Genomic DNA, 26,073 nt, shown 5'->3' with positions numbered 1-26,073 from the left:
ATCTAACCCACCGCCTTGGCGGCGGCACGGCCCGCATTGCGGCCCGAGAACAGGCAGCCTCCAAGAAAAGTACCCTCCAGCGAGCGGTAGCCATGCATGCCGCCACCGCCGAAGCCGGCGGCCTCGCCCACGGCATAGAGGCCGGGAATGACGCGGCCCTCTTCCCCGAACACGCGGGAGTCGAGATCGGTCTCGAAGCCGCCCAGCGTCTTGCGGGTGAGGATGTTGAGCTTCACCGCGATCAGCGGCCCATGCGCGGGATCGAGGATGCGGTGCGGGGAGGCGGTGCGGATCAACTTGTCGCCGATGTAGCGGCGCGCATTGTGGATGTTCATGACCTGCGCATCCTTGACGTAAGGATTGGCGATCTCGCGGTCGCGCGCCTCGATCTGCATCTTGATGTGCTCGAGCCTCAGGAGATCGCTGCCGGCGAGCTTGTTCATGGCCGCAACGAGCTCATCGAGCTTGTCGCGGACGATGAAGTCGATACCATGGCTTTTGAACGCCTCCACCGGCGCCGGCGCGCCCTTGTTGGTGGCCCGGCGCAAGGTCATGCGCCAGCTCTTGCCGGTCAGGTCGGGGTTCTGCTCCGAGCCCGACAGCGCGAACTCCTTCTTGATGATGCTCTGGGTCAGGATGAACCAGGAATAATCATACCCTGTGGACATGATGTATTTGAGCTGGCCGAGCGTGTCGGAGCCCGGGAACAGCGGCGCCGGCAGCCGCGTGCCCGTGGCGTCGAACCACATCGCCGACGGGCCTGGCAGGATGCGGATACCGTGGCGCGGCCAGATCGGATTCCAATTCTGGATGCCCTCGACGTAGTGCCACATCCGGTCGCGATTGATCAGCCGCGCGCCGGTCGTTTCCGTGATGCCGATCATGCGGCCGTCGACATGCTCGGGCACGCCGGAGATCATGAATTTCGGCGGCTCACCCAACCGCTTCGGCCAGTTCTGCCGCACCAGCTCATGATTGCCGCCGATGCCGCCGGAGGCGACGATCACGACCTGCGCCTTCAGCGCAAACTCGCCGACGACGTTGCGGGAGGAGCTCTTGCCGCGCTCGATCGTGTCGGGCGCAAGGACGGCGCCGCTGACGCCATCCACGGTGCCATTGGTGATCGAGAGCGCATCGACGCGATGGCGGAACCTGAAGCTCAGCCGGCCGCCCTTGGTAGCCTCGCGCGCGCGGCGCTCGAACGGCTCGACGATGCCGGGGCCGGTGCCCCAGGTGACATGGAAGCGCGGCACCGAATTGCCGTGGCCCATCGCGTCATAGCCGCCGCGTTCGGCCCAGCCGACCACGGGGAAGATGCGATGGCCCATCGCGCGCAGCCAGCCCCGCTTCTCGCCGGCCGCGAACGCCACATAGGCCTCGGCCCATTTGCGCGGCCAGAAATCCTCGTCGCGGTCGAAGCCAGCGGCGCCGAGCCAATCCTGCATGGCCAAGTCGAAGGAGTCCTTGATGCCGAGCCGCCGCTGCTCAGGCGAATCGACCAGGAACAACCCGCCGAACGACCAGAACGCCTGCCCGCCGAGCGATTGCTCGCCTTCCTGGTCCACGACGATGACGCGCCTGCCCGCGTCGGCGATCTCGGTGGCGGCAACGAGGCCCGACAGTCCCGCGCCGACGACGATGACGTCTGTTTCCTCAGCCATGCATTTCCCCCTCCATGAGTTCCCCCTGTAGTTGCCCGGGATTGAAGCCAGCGGTTGCAACTGAGATCAAGGGTGTGGCGCGTAAGACCTCATTAACTTGTTCCGCTTTGGGATAGAGACCGGCCGAGTGCAGCGCGGACGCAACACTGGATTTGAATTTGTTTCGATCGAGCCGGGCTGCCTAGACAAAACCTTGGTTACGACAGACGCTAGCTGTGCATCACCACCTGACACGCAGATTCGAATTCGCTGGGGCGGGGACAATGAAGTTGCTGACGGGATTGCTTGCGGCGGTTGTCCTGATCGCGGGCATGGGGGCGTCTCACGCGGTGGTTCGGATCGCGGATGACCGCGGCGGCCGGATTGGAACCTACGTCGACAAATACCAGGACCTCAGGCAATCGGGCGAGACCGTCATCATCGACGGCCTTTGCGCTTCCGCCTGCACCATAGTCCTCGGCGCAATCCCGCACGACCGGATCTGCGTGACCTCGCATGCGACGCTCGGCTTCCACGCCGCCTGGGATTTCGGCTCCAACGGCCGCGCCATCACCAATCCCGAAGCAACCCAGATGCTCTATGCGATGTATCCCTCGCAGGTGAAGCGCTGGATCGGCCAGCGCGGCGGGCTTACCCCACGCATGCTCTTCCTGAGGGGCAAGCAGCTCGAGGCCATGTACAAGCCCTGCTACCTGGACGCGCAGGCCTCGACGGCCAGGCCGTCGCGCCGATCGCTCCCAAAAACCGAGCAGCTCGAATCCGCTCGGGGTCAGCTCCTTCACTGATATTCGCAGCCTGACGGGACCCTTTTGCACCGCCGGCGGCGGCTTGCCCGCAGGCGGCACAAAGCCTATCTGAAAGCCTGGGAACCGGGACCGTCGTCCCGATCGTTGTCATGGCTCAACCACTGCATCCAGCGCATCGGCTATCGGACAATTCGCCCACTGCCGGCCGGATGCCATCCGTGCTGCTGTGGGCTGGCGCGGCAATCGGCAGTCTCGTCATGATCGGCGCACTGGCGCTCTGGTTCCACTATGGCAGCCAGGTGTTCTTCGAAATGATCAGGACCGGCTTTGCCGCCTGCTTCTGACCTGCGACAGGAAGTTTTCCGCCCATGAGTTCCGCTGCCCGTCCGCTGGTGATCGCGACCGCCTTCGCCGCAAGCCTGATTGTCGGGCTCCTGATCATGTTCTGGGCCATGGGCGGGCTGGGCAAGGTGGCGCAGCCGGCCGCGATCGGCGGGCCGTTCCAGCTGACCGACCAGAACGGCAAAGTCGTCACCGACAAGAGCCTCAAGGGCAAGCCGACCCTGATCTTCTTCGGCTACACCCATTGCCCCGACGTCTGCCCGACCTCCCTGTTCGAGATCTCGGAGGTGCTGCGCGTAATGGGCAAGGATGCCGACAAGGTCAATGCCGTCTTCATCTCGGTCGATCCCGAGCGTGATACGCCGGCGACGATGAAGGACTATCTGTCGAGCTTCGATCCGCACCTCGAGGGCCTATCCGGCGATCCCGCCGAGACCGCCAAGGTCATCAGCTCCTACCGGGTCTATGCCAAGAAGGTCCCGACCAAGGACGGCGACTACACCATGGACCACACCGCGCTGATCTATCTGATGGACCGCGAGGGAAGGTTCGTTTCGCCGTTCAATTTGAAGCGGACGCCGGAGGAGGCGGCGGCTGATTTGAGGAAGTATCTGTGAAGGCTGCGTTCGGGCCCAACTGCTTCCACATCGTCATGGCCGGGCTTGACCCGGCCATCCACGTACTTGGGCGGGACGGCAAAGTACGTGGATGCCCGGGACAAGCCCGGGCATGACGGCCGAGGGACCTTCACCCAGCCACATTCCGGGCTCGCGTTCCCGGCGGGATGGTCTATAAGGCCCTCCGATCCCAACGAAATTCGTTCATCTCCGGCCGATGGCTCCATCGCAACAGGCGAAATCGTCTAAATCTGCCCGTAGCTTGCTGACGGGACTGGCCGTCGGCGCCTGCCTGCTCACGGGACTGCCCGGCGCCGAGGCGCAGGCTCCCGCCAAGCGGCCCCCAGCAACGCCCCAGGCCGCGCCGCAGGTCGCCCCCCAGGCAGCCCCGCAGGCCGTGCCCGGCTTCTGGGACCCGCGCCGGCGACCGGAGCGGCCCGACCTGTCGCGCCTGACCGTGATCCGCTTCCTGACCGAGACCGACTATCCGCCGTTCAACTTCACCGGCGCGGACGGCAATCCGGCCGGCTTCAATGTCGATTTCGCCCGTGCGCTTTGCGAGGAGATCAAGGTCACCTGCACGGTGCAAATGCGCCGCTTCGAGACGCTGGTCGACGCGCTCACCTCCAACCGGGGCGATGCCATCATCGCCTCGATGGCGGTGAGCCCGCAGCTTCGCGCCCGCGTCGACTTCACCGATCCGTATTACCGCGTGCCGGCGCGCTTCGCCTCGCGCAAGGACGCGGTGATGCCGGAGATCCGGCCCGAGTATCTCGAGGGCAAGAAGGTCGGCGTCATCGCCGGCTCCGCGCATGAGGCCTACCTCAAGGCGATGTTCACCGACGCCGAACTGCATGCCTATCCCAGTGACGATGCGATGCGCGCGGCCTTACGCAGGGGCGAGGTCGATTTCATCTTCGGCGACGCCATCTCGCTGGCGTTCTGGATCAACGGCACGGATTCCGGCGATTGCTGCGCCTTCTCGGGCGGCCCCTTCGTCGAGAGCCGCTTCTTCGGCGAAGGCATCGGCATCGCCGTGCGCAAGGGCAACGACGTGCTGCGCCAAGCCCTGAACTGGGCGATGTTCCGCGTCTGGGAAAAAGGCCGCTACACCGATCTGTGGCTGCGGTATTTCTCGGTGAGTCCGTTCTAGCCTGCGCTCTTGCGGCGCGCGAGCTGCCGTAGGGTGGGCAAATGCGCGCAAGCGCCGTGCCCACGTCTTATGAATGGTGGGCACGCTACGCTTTGCTCACCCTACGATTCTAGTTTCGCTGTTTCCTCACCGTCATTGCGAGGAGCGCAGCGACGAAGCAATCCAGATTGCTGCTGCGGAAACAGTCTGGATTGCTTCGCTTCGCTCGCAATGACGGCGGAGGCGGCTGTGTCGCCCCGCAAAATTGCATTCTGCCCGGAAATCGCTATTTTCCGCGGCCCGGAGGCCCATGATGTCCGTTATCGATCTTGCCGCGAACCCGAGCGACCTGCGTGCGCTCGCCGAACAATCCAACGCCTGGCCGTTCGAGCAGGCGAAGGCCATTGTCGCGCGGCTGAAGAAGAGCCCGAAGGACGAGGTGCTGTTCGAGACCGGTTACGGTCCCTCCGGACTGCCGCATATCGGCACGTTCGGCGAGGTCGCGCGCACCTCGATGGTGCGCCATGCCTTCCGCGTGCTGACCGAGGACAAGATCAAGTCCCGCCTGCTCGCCTTCTCCGACGATATGGACGGCCTGCGCAAGGTGCCTGACAACGTGCAGAACAGAGCGCCGCTGGAAGCCAATCTCGGCAAGCCGCTGACGCGTGTGCCTGATCCCTTCGGCACGCATGACAGCTTCGGCGCGCACAACAATGCGCGGCTTCGCGCCTTCCTCGACCATTTCGGCTTCGACTACGAGTTCGCGAGCTCAACCGACTACTACACGTCGGGCCGCTTCGACGCGACGCTGCTCAAGATGCTCGCCGCCTACGACAAGATCATGGCGATCATCCTGCCGACGCTGGGTCCCGATCGCCGCGCGACCTATTCGCCGTTCCTTCCGATCAGCAAGACAACCGGTGTCGTGCTGCAGGTGCCGATGATCCGCCGCGACGTCGCGGCCGGCACGGTGACCTATGTCGATCCTGATACGAAACAGGAGGTCGAAACGCCCGTCACCGGCGGCAACGTCAAGTGCCAGTGGAAGGCCGACTGGGCCATGCGCTGGGTCGCGCTCGGCGTCGACTACGAGATGGCCGGCAAGGATCTGATCGATTCGGTGAAGCTCTCCGGCGCGATCGCCAGGGCGCTCGGCGCCACGCCGCCCGAAGGCTTCAACTACGAGCTCTTCCTCGACGAGAAGGGCCAGAAGATCTCGAAGTCGAAGGGTAACGGCCTCACCATCGACGAATGGCTGCGCTATGCCTCGCCGGAATCGCTGTCGCTGTTCATGTATCGCGAGCCGAAGGCGGCCAAGCGGCTCTATTTCGACGTCATCCCGCGCAATGTCGACGACTACCAGCAGTTCCTCGACGGCTTTGCGAAGCAGGACGGCAAGCAGCAGCTCGGCAATCCAGTCTGGCACATCCACAACGGCCATCCGCCGAAGGGCGACATGCCCGTCACCTTCCAGCTGCTCCTGACGCTGGTCTCGTCGTCGAACGCGGAGAATGCCGAGACGCTGTGGGGCTTCATCGGTCGCTATCGTCCCGGCGTGACGCCGCAGACGCATCCGAAGCTCGACGCGATGGTGGGCTACGCCATCAACTACTATCGCGACTTCGTCGCGCCGACGAAACAGTTCCGGGTGCCGACAGACAGCGAGCGCGCCGCGCTCCAGGATCTGCGCGATGCGCTGTCGCAGTTGGCGCCGGACGCTTCGGCCGAGGACATCCAGAACGTCGTCTACGAGGTCGGCCGCCGCGAACCGTTCCTCGACCAGGTCAAGAAGGGCAAGGACGGCCGCCCCGGCGTCACGCTCGACTGGTTCAACATGCTCTACCAGGTTCTGCTCGGCCAGGAGAAAGGCCCGCGCTTCGGCTCCTTCGTCGCCGTGTACGGCGTGCAGAACGCGGTGAACATGATCGACGGCGCGCTGGCGCGGAGCGCGTGAGCGTGAGGCCACTCTACTGTCATCGCCCGCGAAGGCGGGCGATCCAGTATTCGAGAGGCCGCGGTAATAGAGCTGAAAGGCCGCAGCGTACTGGATTCCCCGCCTCCGCGGGGAATGACGGTGAACCTGACAGCGAAGCTGCGGAGTGAGGCTCCCGCTTAGGTCGACCTCAGCACGTAGCGCCGGTTGTCCTTCTGCACCGGGCGCGCGTTCATTGGATAGAGCTTTGCGAACGCCGCGACGTCGGCGCTGGCGACCTGGATCGGGTCCGTCAGCAGCAGCCATTCCACCACTTCCGAGCAGGGCGGCGTCGTCAGCGAGCCGGGATAGCGGAAATAGCCGAGCCGCTGCGGCAGCATGGCGCGAGGATCGATGGCGGCGTCGGCCTTCACGGCAGGTCCTTCCGCTGCCGGCATGGTCTTGACGATCTTGCCGAAGGCTGCGTTCGGCCTGCCCTCGGTCATCAGCACGCCGACCACGGCGAGCCCGCCGGCCTCGTTGCGGTGGACGAAATGCGCCTCCATCGGAAAATTCTTGCCGCCGATCATGTGCTCGCTCGGGCGATGGAAGTGCACCTGAAGCAATTTGTACTTGACGTTGCCGAGCATCAAGCTGCTGCCTTCGGCGAAGTTGAGCTGGATCGTGTGCCCGTTGTTGACGATGGTGTCGGCGCTCTTGCCCCAATTCAGCTTCAGGACGGGCAATTGCGACTTGATCGTCGCCTCGATGTCGATCGGCGACTGTTGCAGGCCGACCGCGCAGGCCTTGTTGGCCGCATCGAGATCGCCCCATTTGGCCGGACCGCCGACGCCCTCATAACTCCAATGCGTGCCTTCGGCGGCGAAAGCCGGCTTGCAGAGCGGACAAAGCGCGAGGCCCGCCAGGGCCTTCAATGCGTGACGGCGATTCATCTTTATCCCCCCAAAGACAAACTGGATCGACAATATCGGCTGCAGCCTAGGCAAGAGGAGCGGTGAGTCGCAAGGTCGCCCGCTGCGGGCGGCGGCGCGGTGGTGTCACCGCACCTGGCACCATGCCGACGGAAGGCAATCACTGGCTCGCCCACAGGATCCGCGCAACCCACGCCACATCGCTCGCCGCCAGCGCGCGTTCGGCCTGTGTCCCATTGAGCGGCTGAAGCTCCAGCGCCTTTGCAGTGCGGCGCTTCAGCGTCGCGACCGTCACCTCGCCCGCCTTGCTCCTCACCACCACGCGATCGCCTTTGCGGATCTGCGCGCCGGGCGAGACCAGGACGATGTCGCCGTCGCGATAGACGGGTGCAAGCGCATTGCCCGAAATCTCCAGCGCAAAGGTGTGGCCGTCCTCGGTGGCGGGAAGCGCGATCTCGGTCCAGCCCCTGCCGGATGGAAGGCCGGCCTCGTCGAAGGCGCCGCTCATCCCGGCCTGCGCGAAGCCGAGCAGCGGCACCGAGCGCCCGTCGCCCGCGCCGTCATTGTCAATCAATTTCGCAAAGCTGTCGATCGAGGCGCCGGCCGCGGCCAGCGCCTTTGCGATCGATTCGGTCGAGGGCCACCGCTCGCGGCCGTCGGCGGTGATGCGCTTGGACCTATTGAAAGTGGTGGGGTCGAGCCCGGCACGCTTGGCAAGCCCGGACGGCGACAATCCGGCGCGCGCCGCCAGCCGATCCAGCGCGGCCCAGATCTGGTCGTGAGTCAGCATCCTCTGCGCTTTGGCTTGTCTGACCATGGAAGGCCCAGCCCGTCGCAACTCAGGAAAACTATCCTCAAATCAACCGGTTTTCCGTTTTTCGCGCAAGAGGTGGCGAAGTGGGTACCGGTTCGCGTCTCGAAAATGCGTCAAAACAACAATCCAGAGCCCCGTTCCGATTTCATCGGAACGGAAAAGACTCTAGGTCTTGAGTTCGGAAGGGACGGCCTTTACGGTCGCGCCCGGGTTTTGCGGACCCGCGTGAGACGAAAAAACCCAAAAAACTCAAAGAACAAACAAGGCTGCGGAAGCGGTGGTCAAGATCTACAAAATCTGTCCGGCCTCGGCCTGGCGCGAGGCGGAACGGCAGGGTGTCTACCGGGGCAGCGCGGATGACGCGCGCGACGGATTCATCCATTTCTCGACCGCTGCCCAGGTTCCCGAGACCCTGCGCAAGCACTATTTCGGGCAGCGCGCGCTGTTCCTGGTCGAGGTCGACGGCGACGTGCTCGGCAGAGAGCTGCGCTGGGAGCGCTCGCGCAACGACGAGCTGTTTCCGCATCTCTATGGCGAGCTCGATGTCGGCGCGGTGATCGCGGTGATCAACCTCAACATGCGCTCCGACGGCGGTCACGATGTTCCGGAGCTGCTGCCGTGATCCGCGCGTTCGACGCCTTTTCGCTGCCGGTGCTGCGCTGGCTCGACCCCGAGGATGCGCATCGCCTCGCGATCCAGGGCCTGCGCTTCCTGCCGCCGGCCAAGCCGCGTGCCGATGATCCCAAGCTCGCGGTGCGCGCCTTCGGGCTGAACTTTCCCAATCCGATCGGCATGGCCGCGGGCTTCGACAAGAGCGCCGAGGTTCCGGACGCGCTGCTGCGACTCGGCTTCGGCTTCGTCGAGATCGGTTCGGTGACTCCGAAGCCGCAAGAAGGCAATCCGCGGCCGCGGCTGTTCCGGCTCGAGCGCGACGAGGCGATCATCAACCGGATGGGCTTCAACAATGACGGTGCGGAGGTTGCGTTGCGCCGGCTTGCGGCGCGTGCGCAGCACGGCGGCATCGTCGGCGTCAATGTCGGCGCCAACAAGGATTCGCCGGACCGTGTCGCCGACTACGTCAAGCTGATCGAGACCTTTGCGCCGGTGGCGAGCTATTTCACCGTCAACGTCTCCTCGCCGAACACGCCCGGCCTGCGCAATCTGCAGGAAGGCGCGCTGCTCGACGATCTCCTCGCACACGTGATCGACGCCCGCGAGCGGGTGCGCCAGAAGGCGGGCGACACGCCCGTGCTGCTCAAGATCGCGCCGGATTTGAGCCTTGCCCAGCTCGACGACATCGTGCAGGTCGCGCGTTCGCGCCGGGTCGACGGCATGATCGTGTCGAACACCACGATCGCGCGGCCGAGCACGTTGCGTGAGCAGGTGCGGGCGAAGGAGCAAGGCGGCCTGTCCGGCCGGCCGCTGTTTCGCCTTTCGACGCGCATGGTCGCGGAAACCTATGTGCGCGTCGAGGGTGCATTCCCGCTGATCGGCGTCGGCGGAGTGGACTCGGGCGGCGCCGCGTTGACGAAGATCCGCGCCGGCGCCAGCCTGATCCAGCTCTATTCGTCGCTGGTCTACAAGGGACTCGGCCTCGTCGACGAGATCAAGCGCGACCTGACATCGACGCTGCTCCGCACGGGCCGGGATTCGCTCTCCGATATCGTCGGCGCCGATGCGGCGACGCTCACGGCGGAAGACTGGCCGGGGATGTAGCTCTTCGCCTCTCCCCGCTTGCGGGGAGAGGCCGGAATTTGCGAAGCAAATTCCGGGTGAGGGGGACTCTCCGCGCGTCCGACTCTCACCGTCCTTGCGGAGACTCCCCCTCATCCCAACCTTCTCCCCGCAAGCGGGGAGAAGGAGAAGAAAACGTCGCCCGGTACAGCGCCGGATAGCGCGCACCCTGCAAGCCGCCGCGGGCGACGTAGAATGCGATCAGCGCGCACCACAATCCTGCATTGCCGAACGATTGCAGCGCCAGCCAGACGCCGAAAAAGATCGCGAGCGAAGCCAGCATCAGATTGCGCATCTCGCGCGCCCAGGTCGCGCCGACATAGATGCCGTCGAAGCCGAAGGCGAACACGCCGGGGATCGGCGCAAGCACGATGAACGGCAGGAACTCGCGCGCGGCGCGGCGAACGTCCTCACTGGCCGTCATGACATTGATCAGGTTGGGGCCGAACAGCGCGAACAGCACGGCGACGACCAGCGCGAAGCCGAGCCCCCAGAGCAGCACCAGCCTGGTCGAATCCGCAAATCCCCTGGCGTCGCGCGCGCCAAAGCTGCGGCCGCAGAGCTGCTGGGCTGCGTTGGCGAGACCGTCAAGGAAGAAGGCGCTGACCAGGAGGAAATTGTTGAGCACGGAGTTCGCCGCCAGCGTGACGTCGCCGGCGCGCGCGCCCTTGGCGGTGAAGAACAGAAACACTGCGATCAGCGCCGCCGTGCGGATCATGATGTCGGAGTTCACCGCCAGCAGACGCATCAGTTTTGTGCGATTGAACAGCGTAGCCCTGGGCACCCTGAAGCCACCGTCCGCATAGCGGCGGCAGACGATCACACCGAGCACGAAGCCGATCGTCTCCGAGAGCAGCGCGGCGATCGCAGCGCCGGCAATGCCGGTGTCATAGACGAGCACCAGCAGGATCGTCGCCACCATGTTGATGACGTTGATGACGACCTGGAGCGCGAGGGCGGGATTGGCGCGGGCCTGCCCGACCAGCCAGCCGAGCACGACGTAATTGGCGAAGGCGAATGGCGATGACCAGATCCGGATCATGAAATAGGTTTTCGCCGCGCGCGTCACGCCTTCGCTGCCGCCCATCAGATCGAACAGCACCGAGGTCAGCGGCAGTTGCAGCGCGATCAGCCCGGTGCCGATCAGGCCGGCAACGATGAAGCCGCGTACCAGGATCGCGGTCTGCTCGCGCGTCTCGCCGGCGCCCAGCGCCTGTGCGGTGAAGGCGAGCGTGCTCATGCGCAGGAAGCCGAACAGCCAGAACAGGCAATCGAAGATGACGGAGGCCATCGCGACGCCGCCGAGCAGCGCGGCATCGTCGAGCCGTCCGATCGCGGTGGTCGAGACCACGCCGATCAGCGGCGTGGTCAGGTTCGCGACCATCGCCGGTCCCGCGATGGAGAACACCTGTCGGGAGCTGATCCTGGAATGAACCGGTGCGTGCATGTCAGACCACGAGCACCATGCCGTCCTCTGCAGCGAGATGCGGCACTTCGCCCAGACGCGACAGCATGTCCTCGCTCATATGGGTGAGGACGAGCCGCTTGGCGCCGATCGCGGGCAGGTGCTGTTCCAAGGTCTTCAGGCTGAGATGGTTCTTGACCACCTTCTCGTACATGTAGGCTTCCGCGATGAAAAGGTCCGCGCCATGCGCCAGCGGAATGAGCGTCTCCGTCCATTCGGTGTCGGCGCTGTAGGCGAGCGTGCGGCCCTCGGTCTCGACGCGATAACCCAGGAAGGGCCCGCCGGATTCGCCGTGCACGACCGGATAGGGTGTCACCGTCACCGCGCCGAAGCTTCGGCCTTGCTCGGGGGCGAGTTCGATCACGTTCAGTTCGAACCGCTGTTTGGTCTTCGAGGAATGCTCGAACAGCGCTTCCATCACCTGGGCAAGCCGCGCCGCGATGCCTTGCGGACCCGCGATCGTCAACGGCCGCGTCCGCCGCGAGAATTGCGCGTCGAGCAGGACAAACGGTAGCCCGCCAAAATGGTCGCCGTGGAAATGCGTGATCAGGATCAGATCGATCTCGTTGCAGTCGATCTCGAGCCGCTTCAGCGCCGGCAGTGCCGACGCGCCGCAATCGATCAGGAAGTTGGCCTCGCGCCCGGAGACGTGGAAGCAGGTGTTGAGCCTGCCGCCGGAGCCGAAAGCATCGCCGCAGCCGACAAAGCGCAATTGCATCGGCCGCGAGCCTTCAAGATCTCACCGGCCGCGCGGCGCGCCGAAGACGCGCGAGAGCAGCCAGATCGGGATGACGATGACGGCGCCGAGCAGGAAGTAGCGCCACAGCCAGTTCACGGCATCGAAGCCGAGATCCCAGAGACGCTGGAACAAGAGGCGAATGCTGTAGATGATGTTCCAGGGGTCGAAGCCGATCGCGGCCAGCACGACGCCGACCAGGATCGAGAGCAGGACCAGGCGAAACGCGACCGCCAGCGGGGAGCCGCCGAGAAAGCGGTGCAGGCCGTCGCTGCGGCCGGCCGGCAAATCTCTGACGTCTTGGACCATCGCAAACTCCTCAGGGGATTCGACCCCATTATAGGGCACGGCGAGGCACATGGGGAACCCGCAAGCGAGCGTCAATCAGCTTACCGTGTTTTAATTTCGTCATCACGTCGGAGCCGAGATCTGGGGACGCTGCCGGTGGCGGGCTCGGTCACCTCTCCCGCGCGGCCCATCCTTCGAGACGCCCGCCTTTGGCGGGCCCTCAGGATGAGGACCGAGTGCGTGACGGCAGTTTCAGCGGGCGCCGCTGCCACTTAGCCTCATCCTGAGGAGACCGCGAAGCGCGTCGTCTCGAAGGACGAGGCGCGCGCTCAGCTCGCGAGTGACACCATATGCGATAGCCCTGCCCGCAAGGGGGAGAGGGAGTGCACTGCTGTCGCGGCCAGACCGAACGCTTCACATTTCGATCTCCGCCGCTTCCGCTTTCAGCATCTTCTCCAACGTTTCCAGCCGGTCGGCTTCGCGCGGCGGTTTGTCCCAGCGCAAGCGGCTGATGCGGGGAAAGCGCATGGCGACGCCGGACTTGTGTCGCAGCGAACGTTGCAGGCCCTCGAACGCGACCTCCAGCACGAGACCCTTGTCGCCCTCGTGCACGACATGACGCACGGGGCCGAACTTTTCCGTGGTGTTGCGGCGGACGAAGCGGTCGATCTGGAGGAGCTCCTCGTCCGTGAAGCCGAAATAGGCCTTGCCGACCGGCACCAGTTCGTCGCCGCCTTCGCCCTCGGTCCAGACGCCAAAAGTGTAGTCGGAATAATAGGACGAACGCTTGCCGTGGCCGCGCTGGGCATACATCAGCACGGCATCGATGATGTGCGGGTCGCGCTTCCACTTCCACCATTGGCCCTTCGGCCGCCCGGGCAGATAAGGCGCATCGCGCCGCTTCAGCATCACGCCCTCGACGGCGTCCGCATCCTCGCCGGCACCTGCGCTCGCCGGATCGGCGCGCGCCGCGGTCAGCGCGTCCCAGCTTGTGAAAGGGACGGTAGGCGACAGGTCGATCCGGGGATCGTCGAGCTTCCCAACGAATCTCTCCAGCCGTTCGCGTCGCTCGGCAAAAGGCAGCTCGCGCAGATCGTTCTCGTCGTCGCCGAGCAGATCGTAGGCGCGAAGGTGGATCGGAAACTCCTTGATCAGCTTCGGCGAGACGACCTTGCGGTTGAGGCGCTGCTGCAGGACGTTGAAACTCTGCACGCGGCCCTCGCGCAGGATCAGGAGCTCGCCGTCGATGGCGCCGGGCAGGTGCAGCGACGGCACGAGGTCGGGAAAGCTCCCCGTGATGTCCTCGCCGGTGCGCGAATAGAGCCGCGCCGTGATTCGGCCGCGATCGTCCCGCCCCGCCACCGCCTGCACGCGGATGCCGTCCCATTTCCATTCGGCGATGTAGTCGGCGGGATCGAGCGCCGCGAAATCCGTGTCCTCGATCGCATGCGCCAGCATCACGGGCCGGAACGGCGCGGGATCGCGATTGACGGGCTTTTCGGCGCGTCCCTCCAGCCAGGCGAACAGGTCGAGATAGGGCGGCGAAAGCCCCGGCCAGATCAGCTCGACCTCATGCGGGTCCTTGTCGCCGAGTGCGGCAGCCGCGGTCTTGGCGAGGCGCGCGGAGATGCCGATGCGCAGCGCGCCCGTGACGAGCTTCAGCAGCGCCCAGCGGCCGGTCTCATCCAGCTCGTCAAGCCAGCGCTCGAGCTGCTTCGGCAACTCGGTCTTTCCGAGCGTGCGCAGCGTGGTGACCACCTCGGTGAGGGTTGGGGGTGGCGGGTTGTTGTGGTTGCGGGCGTGAATGGACTCGTTGGGATCTCGCCCGGAGTACCCCCCTCCCTGCCCCTCCCGCGCAAGGGGGGAGGGAACGGTTGGGCTCGTGCGTCCATCACTCGCTAAGCTACTGTCAGTTTCAAATCGCGTCTGCTGCGCCGCGCCCCGCTGCGCTCCCTCCCCCCTTGCGGGGGAGGGCGGGGGAGAGGGGTGGCCCGGAAAAGATTGCGAATTGTTTCGCGCCTTCGGCCACATCAGCGCCACCGTCTCCGAGAGGTCGCCAACATAATCGTAGGAGAGCCCGAACAGCACCGGGTCGGTGCGCGCCGCGATGAGATCGCGGATCAGCGCGGGCTTGGCATGCTTGAAGCTGAGCGCGCCGGTCAGCGCGGCCAGCGCATAGCCGCGGTCGGGATCACCGACCTCGCGGAAATAGCCGGTGATCAGCCGCAGCTTGTTGTTGCGGCCGGGCTCGTAAGCGAGGCGGTCGAGCAGTTCAGCGAAGCGGTTCATGCCTCAGCCTCGTCTGGAATCGGCGTCTCGCTCTCCTCCTCGTCGCCATAGCCGACGAGATCGAGCGGCTGCGCTTTCAGGCCCTTGCTTCGGCACCAATGCACCAGCGCGTCTTCCTGGCCGTGGGTGACCCAGATCTCGCCGGCGCCGGTCGCGCCGATCGTGGCGGTGAGGCCGTCCCAATCGGCGTGATCGGAGATCACCAGCGGCAGCTCGACGCCGCGCTGCCGCGCCCGGGCGCGCACGCGCATCCAGCCCGAGGCGAAGGCGGTGACCGGATCGGGAAAGCGCCGCGTCCACAGGTCTGACGTCGCCGAGGGCGGCGCCAGCGTGATGGTGCCGGCGAGCGCGGCCTTCTTGACGCCCTTCACCGGCCTGAGCTCGCCGAGCTCGATGCCGCGGCTCTGGTAGTAATGGGTGATCGTCTCCATGGCGCCATGCAGGTAGATCGGCGCGTCATAGCCGGCCTGCCGCAGCAGCGCGATCACGCGCTGCGCCTTGCCGAGCGAATAGGCGCCGACCAGATGCGCGCGCTCCGGAAACAGCGCGACGGAGGCCAGCAGCTTCTTCACCTCGTCGCTAGCATCGCCATGCCGGAACACCGGCAAGCCAAAAGTGGCCTCGGTGATGAAGACGTCGCAGGGCACCAGCTCGAACCGGGCACAGGTCGGATCGGCCGCGTCCTTGTAGTCGCCGGAGGCGACGATGCAGGTGTCCTGGCACGTCACCGCGACCTGCGCCGAGCCCAGCACATGGCCGGCCGGGTGAAATCTGACGCGGACGTCGCCGAGCCGGATCTCCTCGCCATAGCGGATGGCTTGCGTCGATCCGGCAAAGTTCTCGCCGTAGCGCAGCCGCATCATGTCGAGCGTTTCCTGTGTCGCCAGCACCGCGCCATGGCCGGCACGGGCATGGTCGGAATGGCCGTGGGTGATCACGGCGCGCTCGACCGCGCGGACAGGATCGATATGAAAGCCGCCGGGCTTGCAGCACAGGCCGGCAGCAGTTGGCAGCAGGATGTCTTGCGGACGCATGGGGTTCATATAGGGAGCTGACGCTTCAAATTAACCCGTCATGCGCGGGCTTGCCGTCTCCGCTAGGCTTCGCCGGCCCGGCGGTGTAAAAGCCCGCCGATCCCAATTTTTGGGAGGCGGGGCCCGCGCATCCATCCTCCTAAACAGTCGATTTTTGATGGATTGCCGGGTCAAGCCCGGCAATGACGAGTGGTTCCAGATGCCTCTGCGCCTGTTCCTGTCCTCCGGCGATCTCATGGCCGACCGCCGTTTCGAGTTCGCGCGCGATCTCCAGCTCAAGGGCGATCTGCCGGCGGCCGCGGACCTGCTGGAGCAGGCGATCGAGCTTGCGCCGAACTTCACCTCTGCCTGGTTCACGCTCGGCGAGATCCGCCGGCAGCTTGGCGAACGCGACAAGGCGATCACGGCTTTTCGCAAGGCGCTCGACTCCGATGCCGAGGACCGGCACGGCGCCGGTCTGCACCTGATGCGGCTCGGCGACGCAGAGATGGCGGAGATGCCCAAGGCCTATGTGCAGACGCTGTTCGATCAATACGCGCCGCGATTCGAGCACACGCTGATCAACGATCTCGGCTATCGCGGCCCGAGCCTGATATTCAAGGCGGTGCTGGCCGCGCGCGGCGCCGCCAAGAAGCCGGCCTACTTCAAGCGCACGATCGATCTCGGATGCGGCACCGGGCTTGCGGCCGCAGCCTTCGCCAAGCAGGTCGACCACTTCATCGGCATCGACCTGTCACCGCGCATGATCAAGGAGGCCCGCGCGACCAACCTCTATGCCGAGCTCGAGATCACCGACATGATCGAAGGCTTGCGCACCAAGGCGGACGCGAGCGCAAATCTCGTCGTCGCTGCGGACGCCTTCGTGTATCTCTCCGATCTCGCACCGGTGCTCACCGAAGCCAGGCGCGTGCTCGCGTCCAGCGGCGTGCTCGCCTTCACGCTGGAGACTCATGACGGCGGCGGCATCGTGCTCGGCGAAGGCCTGCGCTATGCCCATTCAGCGGAATATGTCCGCGACGCGATTGCCAAGGCCGGCCTCGAGCTGCTGACACTGGAGCTGGCTTCGCCGCGCATCGAGAACAACGAGCCGGTGCGCGGCCTCGTCGTCGTCGCCGAGAAAACTTGAGTCTAGGCGCTAGCACCGCGCAATATGAGCGTCATTGCGTCGCAAAGTTGCGACTCCCCACTTGCGAGCTGCGCTGCGATGTCAGCACAATGCCCTCGCTAGGGAGAAACAAATAATGACGAAGAATCCATCGCGGCGCGATTTCAGCGCCGGCGCGCTCGCCACCATCGCCGCATCCACCTTGCCTGCGCCTTATGTCTGGGCCGCGGAGAAGAAATACGACGCGGGCGCCAGCGACACCGAGATCAAGATCGGGCAGACCGTGCCGCATTCCGGCCCCGGCTCGCTCTACGGCGTGCTCGGGCGCATCGGCGAAGCCTATTTCCAGATGCTGAACGAGAAGGGCGGCATCAACGGACGCAAGGTCAAGTTCCTCACCATGGACGACGCCTACAGCGCGCCGAAATGCGTCGAGGCGACGCGGCGCCTGGTCGAGCAGGAGGAAGTGCTGGCGCTCTATGGCTCGCTCGGCACCGCGCCGCAGACCGCCGTGCACAAATACCTGAACTCCAAGGGCGTGCCGCAGCTCTTGCTCAACACCGGCGCGTCGAAGTGGAACAACCCGAAAGAGTTCAAATGGACGATGGCGGGCCTGCCGCTCTATCCGACCGAGGCGCGCATCCTGGCCCGGCACGTCGTCAGCGTGAAGCCGAACGCAAAGATCGGCATCCTCTACCAGAACGACGATTTCGGTCGCGACTTCCTGGGTCCCTTCAAGAAGGTGCTGGCCGATGCCGGCGGTACCGCCCAGGTGATCATGGAGCAGACCTACGATCTCACCGAGCCGACCGTCGATTCCCAGCTCATCAACCTCTCGAAATCGGGCGCCGACGTGTTCTACAACATCTCGACCGGCAAGGCGTCGTCGCAGTCGATTCGTAAGGTGGCCGAGCTCGGCTGGAAGCCGCTGCAATTGCTGTCGGCGGGCTCGACCGGCCGCTCCATCCTGAGCGCCGCGGGCCTCGAGAACGCCACCGGCATCGTCGCCATCCGCTACAACAAGGAGGTCGGCCTTCCCAAATGGGAGAAGGACCCCGACGTGATGGCGTTCGAGGAGCTGCGCAAAAAGTACACGCCGGCAATCGACCCCGACAACACCATCGCCTTTGCCGGCTACGGCCAGGCCGTGACCATGGGCGAGATCCTGCGCCGCTGCGGCGACGAACTCACCCGCGCCAACGTGCTGAAGCAGGCCTCGACGCTCGCGGGCTTCCACTCGCCCTACTTCCTCGACGGCGTCACCTACAGCTACACGCCCGAGAACTACACGCCGATGAAGACGCTGTTCATCTCCACCTTCACCGGCAAGGACTGGGACATCTCCGACAAGCCGATGTCGGAGTAGGACCTGGCGCGGGTCCCCGGCCGTTGCTTCCCCTCTCCTGCTCCGCCAGGAGAGGAAGGCGCCGACGCTTCGAGCTAGAGCGGAATGACTTTAGGTCCAATCGATTGCCGCGGCTCGTTCACCTCTCCCGCTTGCGGGAGAGGTCGGCGCGAAGCGCCGGGTGAGGGCTTTATCCACTTGGGGGATTGTCCCAGTGCGGAAGCACCCTCTCCCCAACCCTCTCCCGCAAGCGGGAGAGGGAGCGCACCTCCGTCTTTGTAGCGATCGAGCCTCCTTTCATCGCGCTCTAAGCGGCGATAGCCAGCCGATAAGCCTGCGTCGCATTCACACCAAAAGCCTTGTCGCGCACGCGCGACCCAAGCCTCGCCAGGCAGGCCTCCAGCGCGGACTTGATCTCGCCGTAACTTCCCGCAAGCAGGCATACCGGCCAGTCCGAGCCGTAGATCAGCCTGTCCTCCCCGAAACATTTCGCGGCGTGCTCGACGAACGGAAACAGGCGCTCCGCATCCCAGTCATTCCAGACCGCCTCGGTTGCCAGGCCTGAGATCTTGCACCAGACATTGCCGCAAGCCGCCAGCGCTGCGATGCCGTCGGCCCATTCGGCGCTGCCGCCGTCGGCGATCGGCGGCTTGGCGGCGTGATCGAGCACGAAGCGCGCTTGCGGAAAGGCCTGCGCCGTTGCGATCGCGGCCGGCAGTTCGCGGGTGCGGACGAGAAGATCGTAGGCCAGATCGCGGGCGAAAACAGCCGTGAGGCCGCGCTGCACATCCTCGCGGAGCAGCCAATCCGGATCAGCTTCGTCATGGACCTGGTGACGAATTCCCACCAGCCTGCCGCCGCCGGGCAAAGCGCGCAGGCGATCAAGCGTTTCGTCGAGGGCGCCATCCGTCAGATCGGCCCAACCAACGACGCCGACGACGAAGGGATTTTCGTGCGCGATGTGCAGGAACGCCTCGGTCTCCTCCAGCGCGGAGCGGCATTGCACCAGGATGCTTGCGTCGATGCCGTTGGCCTTCATGAGCGGCGCGAAATCGGCAGGACCGAAGGCGCGGCGGATCGGGCCGAGTTCGTCCGCCTCCATCCAGGGATAGTCGGCGCGTGCCGGGTCCCAGAAATGCTGGTGGCCGTCGATGATCATGCCTTACGCCCCGCCCGGCAGCGGCGCCCGCGCATCGACGAGCTCTCGTGCGCGCAACTCCTGCCAGAACGCCGGTGGGATCGCCGCCTCCGACATCGCGATATTGTCGGCGACCTCCGCTTCATTGCGCGCGCCCATGACGGCGACCGTCACGGCCGGATGCGCCATGCAGAACTGGAGCGCGGCGGCTTTCAGCTCGGTGCCGTGCCGGCGGCAGAGCGCGTCGAGCTCGAGCGCACGCGCGACGAGCGCCGGATCGGCGTCCTGATAGTTGAATTTCGCCGAGGTCCGCGGATTGGCCAGGATGCCGCTGTTGTAGATGCCGCCGAGCAGAATGCCGATATCCTTCGCCTGACAGACCGGAAACAGCGCATCCAGCGCACCCTGGTCGAGCAGCGTGTAACGCCCGGCGAGCAGGAAGCAGTCGACCGGCACCGCCTCGGCGAAGCGAACCAGCATCTCCGACTGGTTCATGCCTGCGCCGATCGCCTTGACCGTGCCCTCGCTGCGCAGGCGCTGGAGCGCGCGGAAGGCGCCGGCGACGGCGTCGTCATAATGGTCGTCGGGATCATGCACGAGCAGGACGTCGACGCGGTCGAGCCCAAGGCGCGCCAGGCTCTCCTCGACCGATCGCATCACCCCGTCATGGCTGAAATCGAACACCGGCCGCTCGCGCGGCGTGCCCTTGTAGTGCTCGTCCTCGGCGGCAGCGCCATCCGGGGCGCGCAGCAGACGGCCGACCTTGGTCGAGATGACGTAGGAGTCGCGCGGCTGCTGTCGCAGGAATGCGCCCAGCCGCCGCTCGGCAAGGCCAAAGCCATAGAGCGGCGCGGTGTCGAAGAAGCGGATGCCGGCCGACCAGGCGCGCGCGATCGTCGCCTCCGCATCGGCATCGCTGACGGGAGTGAACAATCCGCCGAGCGGAGCGGAACCCAGGCCGATCGAGGTGACATCGAGAGCGCCGAGCCGCGAGCGTTTCATTTCCATTGCCTTCCAGCAGCCTCTTCCGGAAGAGATCATCTCTCCCGCTTGCGCAAACCGCAAGCGGGAGAGGCATGCAGGAGCGCGGGGCCGGCGGCGCGCCTACTTCAACATCTGTGCGACGTTGTCCTTGGTGACGAGATCGAGGCCGGTGTAGACGATCTCCGGTACTTTCTCGCCTTTCTTGATCGCGAGCAGCGTGTCCATCGCCTTCTCGCCCATCTCGAACGGACGCTGACCGACCAGCGCATTGGCGTAGCCGTCGCGCAGCAGCTCGAGCTGCATCTTCAGCGTATCGGCCACGACCAGCGTGAACTTGCCGGAATCGATGTCCTTCTTGTTCCTGGATGCGAAGGCCTTGAAGCCCTCAGGAGCGAACATCGGCCAACCGCCGATCGGAACGATGGCGGCAAGGTCGGGCGTCGCGGTGCGCATGTCCGTCATTTGCTGGACCGCGAGTGCGGGATCGTCGTTGCAGAAGGTCGGGGAGCCCGCGACCTCGGTCCACTTCGAGCCCTTCAGTGCCTCGCGCACGCCATCGACGCGCTCGGCGAGGTTCTTGGCGCCGGGACCGCCCGAGACCATCGCGTATTTGCCGCCATCGGGCCGCATCTTCAGGAGCTGCTTGCCGAGAGCCAGGCCGAACTCCTTGTTGTTGGTGCCGATATAGGCGATGCGCTTGGAGCCCGGTGCGTCGGCATCGAAGGTGATGACGGGGATGCCGGCGGCGGTTGCCGCCTCGATCGACTTGGTCATGGCAGCGACGTCGGCGACCGAGATGGCGAGACCGTCGACCTTCTGGGTGACGAAGTCCTGGATGATCTGGGCCTGCGTCGCAGGCTCATGCTCCACCGGCCCCTTGTAGATGCACTCGATGTTGCCGAGCTCCTTGGCGCGCTTCAGGCAGCCGTCGCGTGCAAAGTCGAAGAACGGATTGTTCATCGCCTTGGGTACGATGACGAAGCGGTAGTTCGCGGCAAATGCCGGCGTAGCCATCATCGCAACGGCGATGCCGGCAAGAAGAAGTTTCCTCATTGTCTCCTCCACCCTTCTCTAGCGCCCATCCTGTCAGAAGCGTCCGGGAAGCGGACGGGCGGCATCTTGGTTGCCCTCCCGGAACGACGTCACGTCAGGTCATCCGCGAGCGGATACGGTCGACCAGCACAGCGAGAATGATGATCACGCCCACCAGCGTCTGCTGCCAGTAGGAGCTGACCTGCGCCAGCACGAGACCGTTGCGGATCACTTCCAGCAGCACACAGCCGACGATGGCCCCGAGCGGGCCGCCAATGCCGCCGGCGAGGTTGGCGCCGCCGATCACGGCCGCCGCAATCACATTGAGCTCGTAGGATGTCGCCATGTTGGCCGGCGCCGACCCGAGCCAACCGGAGATGATGATGCCCTGGAGCCCGGCGGCGAGCGCGCAGATCACGTAGACCTCGATCTTCACCCGCACCACCGGAATGCCGGTGAGCTCGGCCGCCTTCTCGTTGCCGCCGAGCGCGAAGACGTGGCGGCCGAACGCGGTGTGATGCAGCACCACGGCCATCGCCAGCGCGAGGATCACGAGATAAATGAAAGGCACGGGTACGCCGAGCACATCGCCCGAGGTCGCTGCGTAGAAATAGTCGGCGTCCGGTCCGCCCGGAAAGCTGCCACGGCCGTTGGAGACGACGTAGCCGAGCCCGCGCACGATCGAGAGCATGCCGAGCGTGGTCACGAAGGGCGACAGGCCGAGCACGGCGATGCAGAAGCCGTTGACGAGCCCCGCGATCAGCGCCACGCCGAGGCCGGCGACGATCGAGACCAGCAGGATCAGTCCGGGCACATTGGCGAGCACGGTCTTGCCGTCGGCCGCCATGTGCACGAACAGCGCACCCGCGGGCGAGCCGGGCGTCGACAGCTCGGTCATCACCATCGATGTGATCATGGCGGAGAAGCACATCATCGAGCCGACTGAGAGATCGATGCCGCCGGTGATGATTACGAAGGTGACGCCGAGCGTCGCAATGGCGATGAAGGAGAAATTCTTCGCCACATTCTGCATGTTGCCTTCGGTGAAGAAGTAGGGGCTGGCGAAATGCATGATCACCAGCAGCACCGCCAGCGCGAGCAGCACGTAGCCGGTCTGGGAGGCGAAGATACCGCGCTGCCACCATCTGATCTTGCCGACATTGGAGAACGTGATCGGGGATTCCATGGGCATGGTCATCACGCCGCCTCCTTCGCACCGGTGATGAGAGCGGTGACTTCCTCAGGCGACGTCTGGTGGATCGGCTTGTCGGCCCGCTTCTCGCCGCGGCGCATGACGATGACGCGGTCGCACACCGCGAACACGTCGGGCATGCGATGCGAGATCAGCATGACGGCGACGCCCTGCTCCTTCAGCCGGTGAATCAGGCCGAGCACCTGCTCGACCTGGCGAACAGAGATGGCGGCGGTCGGCTCGTCCATCATCACGAGCCTGGCGTTGGACAGCCGCGTCCGCGCGATCGCGACCGCCTGGCGCTGGCCGCCCGACATCTGCTTGACGAGATCGTCGGGGCGCGTCTCCGAGCGCAGCTCGCCGAACAGCTCCAGCGCGCGCGCCGCCATCGCCTTGTGATCGAGCAAGGCGATGGGTCCGAATTTGCGCTTCAGCTCGCGGCCGAGGAACACGTTGGCTGCGGCCGTCAGATTGTCTGATAGTGCGAGGTCCTGATAGACCACCTCGATGCCGACAGCGCGGGCATCGACCGGGCGGTTGAAGTGGACCGCGCTGCCGGCAAAGCGGATCTCGCCGTGGGTGGGACGGAAATTGCCGGCGATGATCTTGACCAGCGTCGACTTGCCCGCGCCATTGTCGCCCATCAGGCCGACCACCTCGCCGGGGAAGACCTGCATCTCGACGTCGTGCAGCGCGCGGATGGCGCCGAACTCCTTGCCGATGCCGGTCAACTCGAGGACCGGTGTTGCGTCGGTCTTTGCCATCAGCGGTCCTCCTCAGACGTAGCGGTTGACGAGGGATTCCAGGTATTCCTGCCGGCCCGAGCGCGGCTGCGGGTCGAAGTTGGGACTCGTGGCACGGTCGGCGAGATCGGCGAGCGAGCGCTGGCCGCCGAGAATGGCGCGGCCCTCGGGGCTGGCCCACCCGTCGTAACGCTTGGCAAGCGGCTCGGTGAGGACGGCGGCATCGATCATGTCGGCGGCGGCGAGGAAGGCACGCGCGCAGGCATCCATCGAGCCGACATGGGCATGGATCAAATCGTCGGGGTCGATGGACTGGCGGCGGATCTTGGCGTCGAAATTGAGTCCGCCCGAGGTGAACCCGCCGCGGTTCAGGATCTCGTGGAACACCAGCGCAAGCTCGCCCACGTTCATCGCGAACTGGTCGGTGTCCCAGCCGAGCAGATCGTCGCCGCGGTTGATGTCGAGCGAACCGAAGACGCCGAGCGCCTCGGCGAGCGCGACCTCGTGATGGAACGAGTGGCCGGCGAGGATGGCGTGGTTCTGCTCGATGTTGAGCTTGACGTCGTTCAGGAGATCGTAGCGCTCGAGGAAGCCGTAGCAGGTGGCGACGTCGAAATCATATTGATGCTTGGTCGGCTCCTTCGGCTTCGGCTCGATCAGGATCGGCCCCTTGAAACCGATCTTGTGCTTGTGCTCGACGACGAGCGAGAGAAAGCGGCCGAGCTGGTCGAGCTCGCGCTTGAGATCGGTGTTGAGCAGCGTCTCGTAGCCCTCGCGTCCGCCCCACAGCACGTAGTTCTCGCCGCCGAGCCGGCGCGTCACCTCCAGTGCGGCGCGGACCTGACCCGCGGCATAGGTGAAGATATCAGGGTCCGGATTGGTCGCGGCGCCCGCCATGTAGCGGCGGTGTGAGAACAGGTTCGCGGTGCCCCAGAGCAGGCGCACCTTTGCGGAGGCCATCTTCTGCTCGAACAGATCGGCGATCGCGTTGAGGTTGGCGACGGATTCCGCGAGCGTGGCGCCTTCCGGCGCCGCATCGACGTCGTGAAAGGTGAAGAACGGCACGTCGAGCAGGCGGAACAGCTCGAAGGCGACGTCAGCCTTGGCGCGCGCCATCGCCATCGCGTCGGTGCCGTGGTGCCAGGGCCGCAGGAACGTCTCCCCACCGAAGGGATCGCCGCCCGGCCAGCAGAAGGAATGCCAATAGCAGACTGCAAAGCGCAGATGATCCTCGAGCCTGCGGCCGTGCACGAGCCGATCCTTGTCGTACCAGCGGAAGGCGGGCGCGTTTGCGGCATCCTTGCCGACAAAGGCGACGGGTGCGCTTGCATCGAAGAACTTGGCTGACGCGTTCACTTAAGGGACTCCTTCAGTGCTGGATAAAGCGCGCGCCACCGGCGATAGGCCTCGTCATAGGCCGAAGCGATGGATGCACGGGGCGTGAAGGTCGCGAGCCGCCGCGGACGGGTGCAGACCTCCGCTGCGTCTTCGCCGGTCGCAGCGATGCGGCCGAGCCGCGCGGCGCCGAGCGCGGCTCCAACCTCGCCTTCCTCGACGCGGTGAACGGGAATGCCGAGCACATCGGCGCAGATCTGCGCCCACAGCGCCGAGCGCGAGCCGCCGCCGACGAGATCGACTTCGGCAATCGGTCCGCTCGCCGCGCTCAGCGCCGCCAGATTGTCGCGCGCGGCAAAGGCGACGCCTTCGAGTACAGCCTGGACGATCTGGCTCCGGCCGGTCGCACCGCGCAAGCCGACAAGGGCGCCGCTGGCCGCGGCATCGTTGTGCGGCGTGCGTTCGCCATCGAGATAGGGCAGGAATTTGACCGGGCTTGGTCCGTCGACGCGCTCGCCGAGCGGCGCCAGCAGCGCTGCAGCCGGCGTCTCCATCACGCCTGCGAGCCACGCGAGCGAGGCCGCCGCCGACAGCATTACGCCCATCTGGTGCCAGAGGCCGGGCAGCGCGTGACAGAAGGCATGCACGACTGATGCCGGCGCCGGCGCGAAGCGATCGGTGACGCGGAACAGGACACCCGACGTTCCCAGCGACAGGAAGGCATCGCCCGGCACGATGGCACCGAGCCCGATCGCGCTGGCCGCATTGTCGCCGGCACCGCCCGCGACCACGACATCCTTCTGCATGCCCCAGCGCCGCGCGTAGTCCGGCGCGAGCACGGCGCTCACCTCACTGCCCTCGACCAGGCGCGGCATGTGGTGCAGATCGAGCCCGGTGGCATGCAGCAGCAGGGCCGACCAGCGACGCAGACCGACATCCAGCCACAGCGTGCCGGCCGCGTCCGACATGTCCTCGACCATCTCGCCGGTGAGGCGATAGCGAACATAGGCTTTCGGCAACAGCACCTTTGCCACGCGGTCGAAAACTTCGGGTTCTTGCCGCGCGACCCATAGCAATTTCGGGGCGGTGAAGCCGGGCATCGCCAGATTGCCGGTGATCGTGTGCAGCGAGGGACAGCGCCGCTCCAGCGTGGCGCATTCGGCCTGCGAGCGACCGTCGTTCCAGAGGATGGCCGGACGCAGCGGCCGGCCGTCCTTGCCGAGCAGCGTCGCGCCATGCATCTGGCCTGACAGCCCGATGCCACGAACCTGCGCAACCTCGCGCGGCTGGCGCGCGGCGAGATCGTCGATTGCGCCGATGGCCGCATCGACCCAGGCGTCGGGATCCTGCTCGGACCACAGCGGCGCAGGGTGCGACAGCGCAAGTTCGCGCGCCGCCGTCGCGACGACCGCGCCGGCTTCGTTCACGAGCGCCGCTTTCACACCGGACGTGCCGATGTCGATCCCGAGATACACGCTATCCTCCCTTTCGCCTGCT

At 65.6% G+C, this 26,073-nt stretch carries 24 protein-coding genes; 9 read left to right on the top strand and 15 right to left on the bottom strand.

The features are described from left to right. Positions 1-2: 2 nt before the first annotated feature. Positions 3-1,661 (bottom strand): FAD-binding dehydrogenase, encoded by a 1,659-nt coding sequence (locus AC1RQP_RS38510; RefSeq protein ID WP_492942820.1) that lies wholly within the window; start codon positions 1,659-1,661, stop codon positions 3-5. A 263-nt stretch (positions 1,662-1,924) separates the two neighbouring features. Here AC1RQP_RS38510 and AC1RQP_RS38505 point away from each other — a divergent pair, with 263 nt between their 5' ends. From AC1RQP_RS38505 to AC1RQP_RS38485, 5 genes are all read left to right on the top strand, one after another. Beyond that, positions 1,925-2,446 carry a Clp protease/crotonase-like domain-containing protein gene (locus AC1RQP_RS38505; protein ID WP_239627894.1) on the top strand — a complete coding sequence of 174 codons (522 nt, stop codon included), beginning with the start codon at positions 1,925-1,927 and terminating at the stop codon, positions 2,444-2,446. Between the two features lie 110 nt (positions 2,447-2,556). Further along, entirely contained in the window at positions 2,557-2,751 is a 195-nt protein-coding gene (locus AC1RQP_RS38500) for a hypothetical protein (RefSeq protein WP_131871839.1), read from the top strand. A gap of 24 nt (positions 2,752-2,775) precedes the next feature. After that, the gene (locus AC1RQP_RS38495) at positions 2,776-3,366 is read left to right on the top strand and encodes an SCO family protein (RefSeq protein ID WP_239627897.1); all 591 of its coding nucleotides are present in this window, start codon (positions 2,776-2,778) and stop codon (positions 3,364-3,366) included. Between the two features lie 217 nt (positions 3,367-3,583). Next, positions 3,584-4,519 (top strand): transporter substrate-binding domain-containing protein, encoded by a 936-nt coding sequence (locus AC1RQP_RS38490; RefSeq protein WP_239627899.1) that lies wholly within the window; start codon positions 3,584-3,586, stop codon positions 4,517-4,519. 292 nt (positions 4,520-4,811) lie between these two features. Beyond that, on the top strand, positions 4,812-6,452 hold the full coding sequence (locus AC1RQP_RS38485; RefSeq protein WP_492942817.1) for a lysine--tRNA ligase: 1,641 nt from the start codon (positions 4,812-4,814) through the stop codon (positions 6,450-6,452). A gap of 158 nt (positions 6,453-6,610) precedes the next feature. Here AC1RQP_RS38485 and AC1RQP_RS38480 read toward each other — a convergent pair whose 3' ends face one another. Both AC1RQP_RS38480 and AC1RQP_RS38475 read right to left on the bottom strand, forming a co-directional pair. Continuing rightward, positions 6,611-7,363 (bottom strand): carbonic anhydrase, encoded by a 753-nt coding sequence (locus AC1RQP_RS38480; protein ID WP_239627901.1) that lies wholly within the window; start codon positions 7,361-7,363, stop codon positions 6,611-6,613. A 139-nt stretch (positions 7,364-7,502) separates the two neighbouring features. After that, the gene (locus AC1RQP_RS38475) at positions 7,503-8,159 is read right to left on the bottom strand and encodes a S24 family peptidase (protein ID WP_239627903.1); all 657 of its coding nucleotides are present in this window, start codon (positions 8,157-8,159) and stop codon (positions 7,503-7,505) included. 274 nt (positions 8,160-8,433) lie between these two features. Between AC1RQP_RS38475 and AC1RQP_RS38470 the strand changes: the two genes are divergently transcribed. After that, on the top strand, positions 8,434-8,778 hold the full coding sequence (locus AC1RQP_RS38470; protein ID WP_239627905.1) for a DUF952 domain-containing protein: 345 nt from the start codon (positions 8,434-8,436) through the stop codon (positions 8,776-8,778). Further along, positions 8,775-9,872, top strand: a complete 1,098-nt coding sequence (locus AC1RQP_RS38465) for a quinone-dependent dihydroorotate dehydrogenase (RefSeq protein WP_028181548.1) — start codon at positions 8,775-8,777, stop codon at positions 9,870-9,872. The genes AC1RQP_RS38470 and AC1RQP_RS38465 overlap by 4 nt, the downstream gene beginning before the upstream one ends. Positions 9,873-9,957: 85 nt before the next feature. Here the strand turns inward: AC1RQP_RS38465 and AC1RQP_RS38460 are convergent, their stop codons facing one another. From AC1RQP_RS38460 to AC1RQP_RS38440, 5 genes are all read right to left on the bottom strand, one after another. Next, complete coding sequence (locus AC1RQP_RS38460) at positions 9,958-11,337, bottom strand: MATE family efflux transporter (RefSeq protein ID WP_492942814.1); 1,380 nt, start codon at positions 11,335-11,337, stop codon at positions 9,958-9,960. A 1-nt stretch (position 11,338) separates the two neighbouring features. Continuing rightward, on the bottom strand, positions 11,339-12,073 hold the full coding sequence (locus AC1RQP_RS38455) for an MBL fold metallo-hydrolase (RefSeq protein ID WP_492942812.1): 735 nt from the start codon (positions 12,071-12,073) through the stop codon (positions 11,339-11,341). A gap of 21 nt (positions 12,074-12,094) precedes the next feature. Further along, positions 12,095-12,400, bottom strand: coding sequence for a DUF6460 domain-containing protein (locus tag AC1RQP_RS38450; RefSeq protein ID WP_197949184.1), 306 nt, complete (start codon positions 12,398-12,400; stop codon positions 12,095-12,097). Positions 12,401-12,793: 393 nt separating this feature from the next. Continuing rightward, entirely contained in the window at positions 12,794-14,668 is a 1,875-nt protein-coding gene (locus tag AC1RQP_RS38445) for an ATP-dependent DNA ligase (RefSeq protein WP_492942810.1), read from the bottom strand. Next, positions 14,665-15,702 (bottom strand): ligase-associated DNA damage response exonuclease, encoded by a 1,038-nt coding sequence (locus tag AC1RQP_RS38440; protein ID WP_492942808.1) that lies wholly within the window; start codon positions 15,700-15,702, stop codon positions 14,665-14,667. The genes AC1RQP_RS38445 and AC1RQP_RS38440 overlap by 4 nt, the downstream gene beginning before the upstream one ends. 199 nt (positions 15,703-15,901) lie before the next feature. Between AC1RQP_RS38440 and AC1RQP_RS38435 the strand changes: the two genes are divergently transcribed. After that, positions 15,902-16,828, top strand: a complete 927-nt coding sequence (locus AC1RQP_RS38435) for a class I SAM-dependent DNA methyltransferase (protein ID WP_492942879.1) — start codon at positions 15,902-15,904, stop codon at positions 16,826-16,828. A 115-nt stretch (positions 16,829-16,943) separates the two neighbouring features. Continuing rightward, the gene (locus AC1RQP_RS38430; RefSeq protein ID WP_239627916.1) at positions 16,944-18,173 is read left to right on the top strand and encodes an ABC transporter substrate-binding protein; all 1,230 of its coding nucleotides are present in this window, start codon (positions 16,944-16,946) and stop codon (positions 18,171-18,173) included. A 286-nt stretch (positions 18,174-18,459) separates the two neighbouring features. On the opposite strand, the gene AC1RQP_RS38425 is transcribed toward AC1RQP_RS38430, so the two are convergent. The 7 genes from AC1RQP_RS38425 to xylB form a co-directional block, all read right to left on the bottom strand. Continuing rightward, positions 18,460-19,311, bottom strand: a complete 852-nt coding sequence (locus tag AC1RQP_RS38425) for an amidohydrolase family protein (RefSeq protein WP_492942806.1) — start codon at positions 19,309-19,311, stop codon at positions 18,460-18,462. 3 nt (positions 19,312-19,314) lie between these two features. Then, complete coding sequence (locus tag AC1RQP_RS38420) at positions 19,315-20,292, bottom strand: aldo/keto reductase (protein ID WP_492942804.1); 978 nt, start codon at positions 20,290-20,292, stop codon at positions 19,315-19,317. Positions 20,293-20,394: 102 nt separating this feature from the next. Further along, positions 20,395-21,327: a sugar-binding protein gene (locus tag AC1RQP_RS38415; RefSeq protein WP_061879645.1), complete on the bottom strand. Its 933-nt coding sequence runs from the start codon at positions 21,325-21,327 to the stop codon at positions 20,395-20,397. Between the two features lie 94 nt (positions 21,328-21,421). Then, positions 21,422-22,504 (bottom strand): ABC transporter permease, encoded by a 1,083-nt coding sequence (locus tag AC1RQP_RS38410; protein WP_492942802.1) that lies wholly within the window; start codon positions 22,502-22,504, stop codon positions 21,422-21,424. Then, positions 22,504-23,262, bottom strand: a complete 759-nt coding sequence (locus AC1RQP_RS38405) for an ATP-binding cassette domain-containing protein (RefSeq protein WP_492942800.1) — start codon at positions 23,260-23,262, stop codon at positions 22,504-22,506. The genes AC1RQP_RS38410 and AC1RQP_RS38405 overlap by 1 nt, the downstream gene beginning before the upstream one ends. 12 nt (positions 23,263-23,274) lie before the next feature. Continuing rightward, the gene (xylA, locus tag AC1RQP_RS38400; RefSeq protein WP_492942798.1) at positions 23,275-24,597 is read right to left on the bottom strand and encodes a xylose isomerase; all 1,323 of its coding nucleotides are present in this window, start codon (positions 24,595-24,597) and stop codon (positions 23,275-23,277) included. Continuing rightward, positions 24,594-26,051 (bottom strand): xylulokinase, encoded by a 1,458-nt coding sequence (gene xylB / locus AC1RQP_RS38395; RefSeq protein WP_492942796.1) that lies wholly within the window; start codon positions 26,049-26,051, stop codon positions 24,594-24,596. Before xylB ends, xylA begins: the two co-directional genes overlap by 4 nt. Between the last annotated feature and the right edge of the window lie 22 nt (positions 26,052-26,073).

This window comes from Bradyrhizobium sp. GW821-FHT13H06, assembly GCF_058803975.1.
This window is presented reverse-complemented; position numbering and strand designations above follow the sequence as displayed.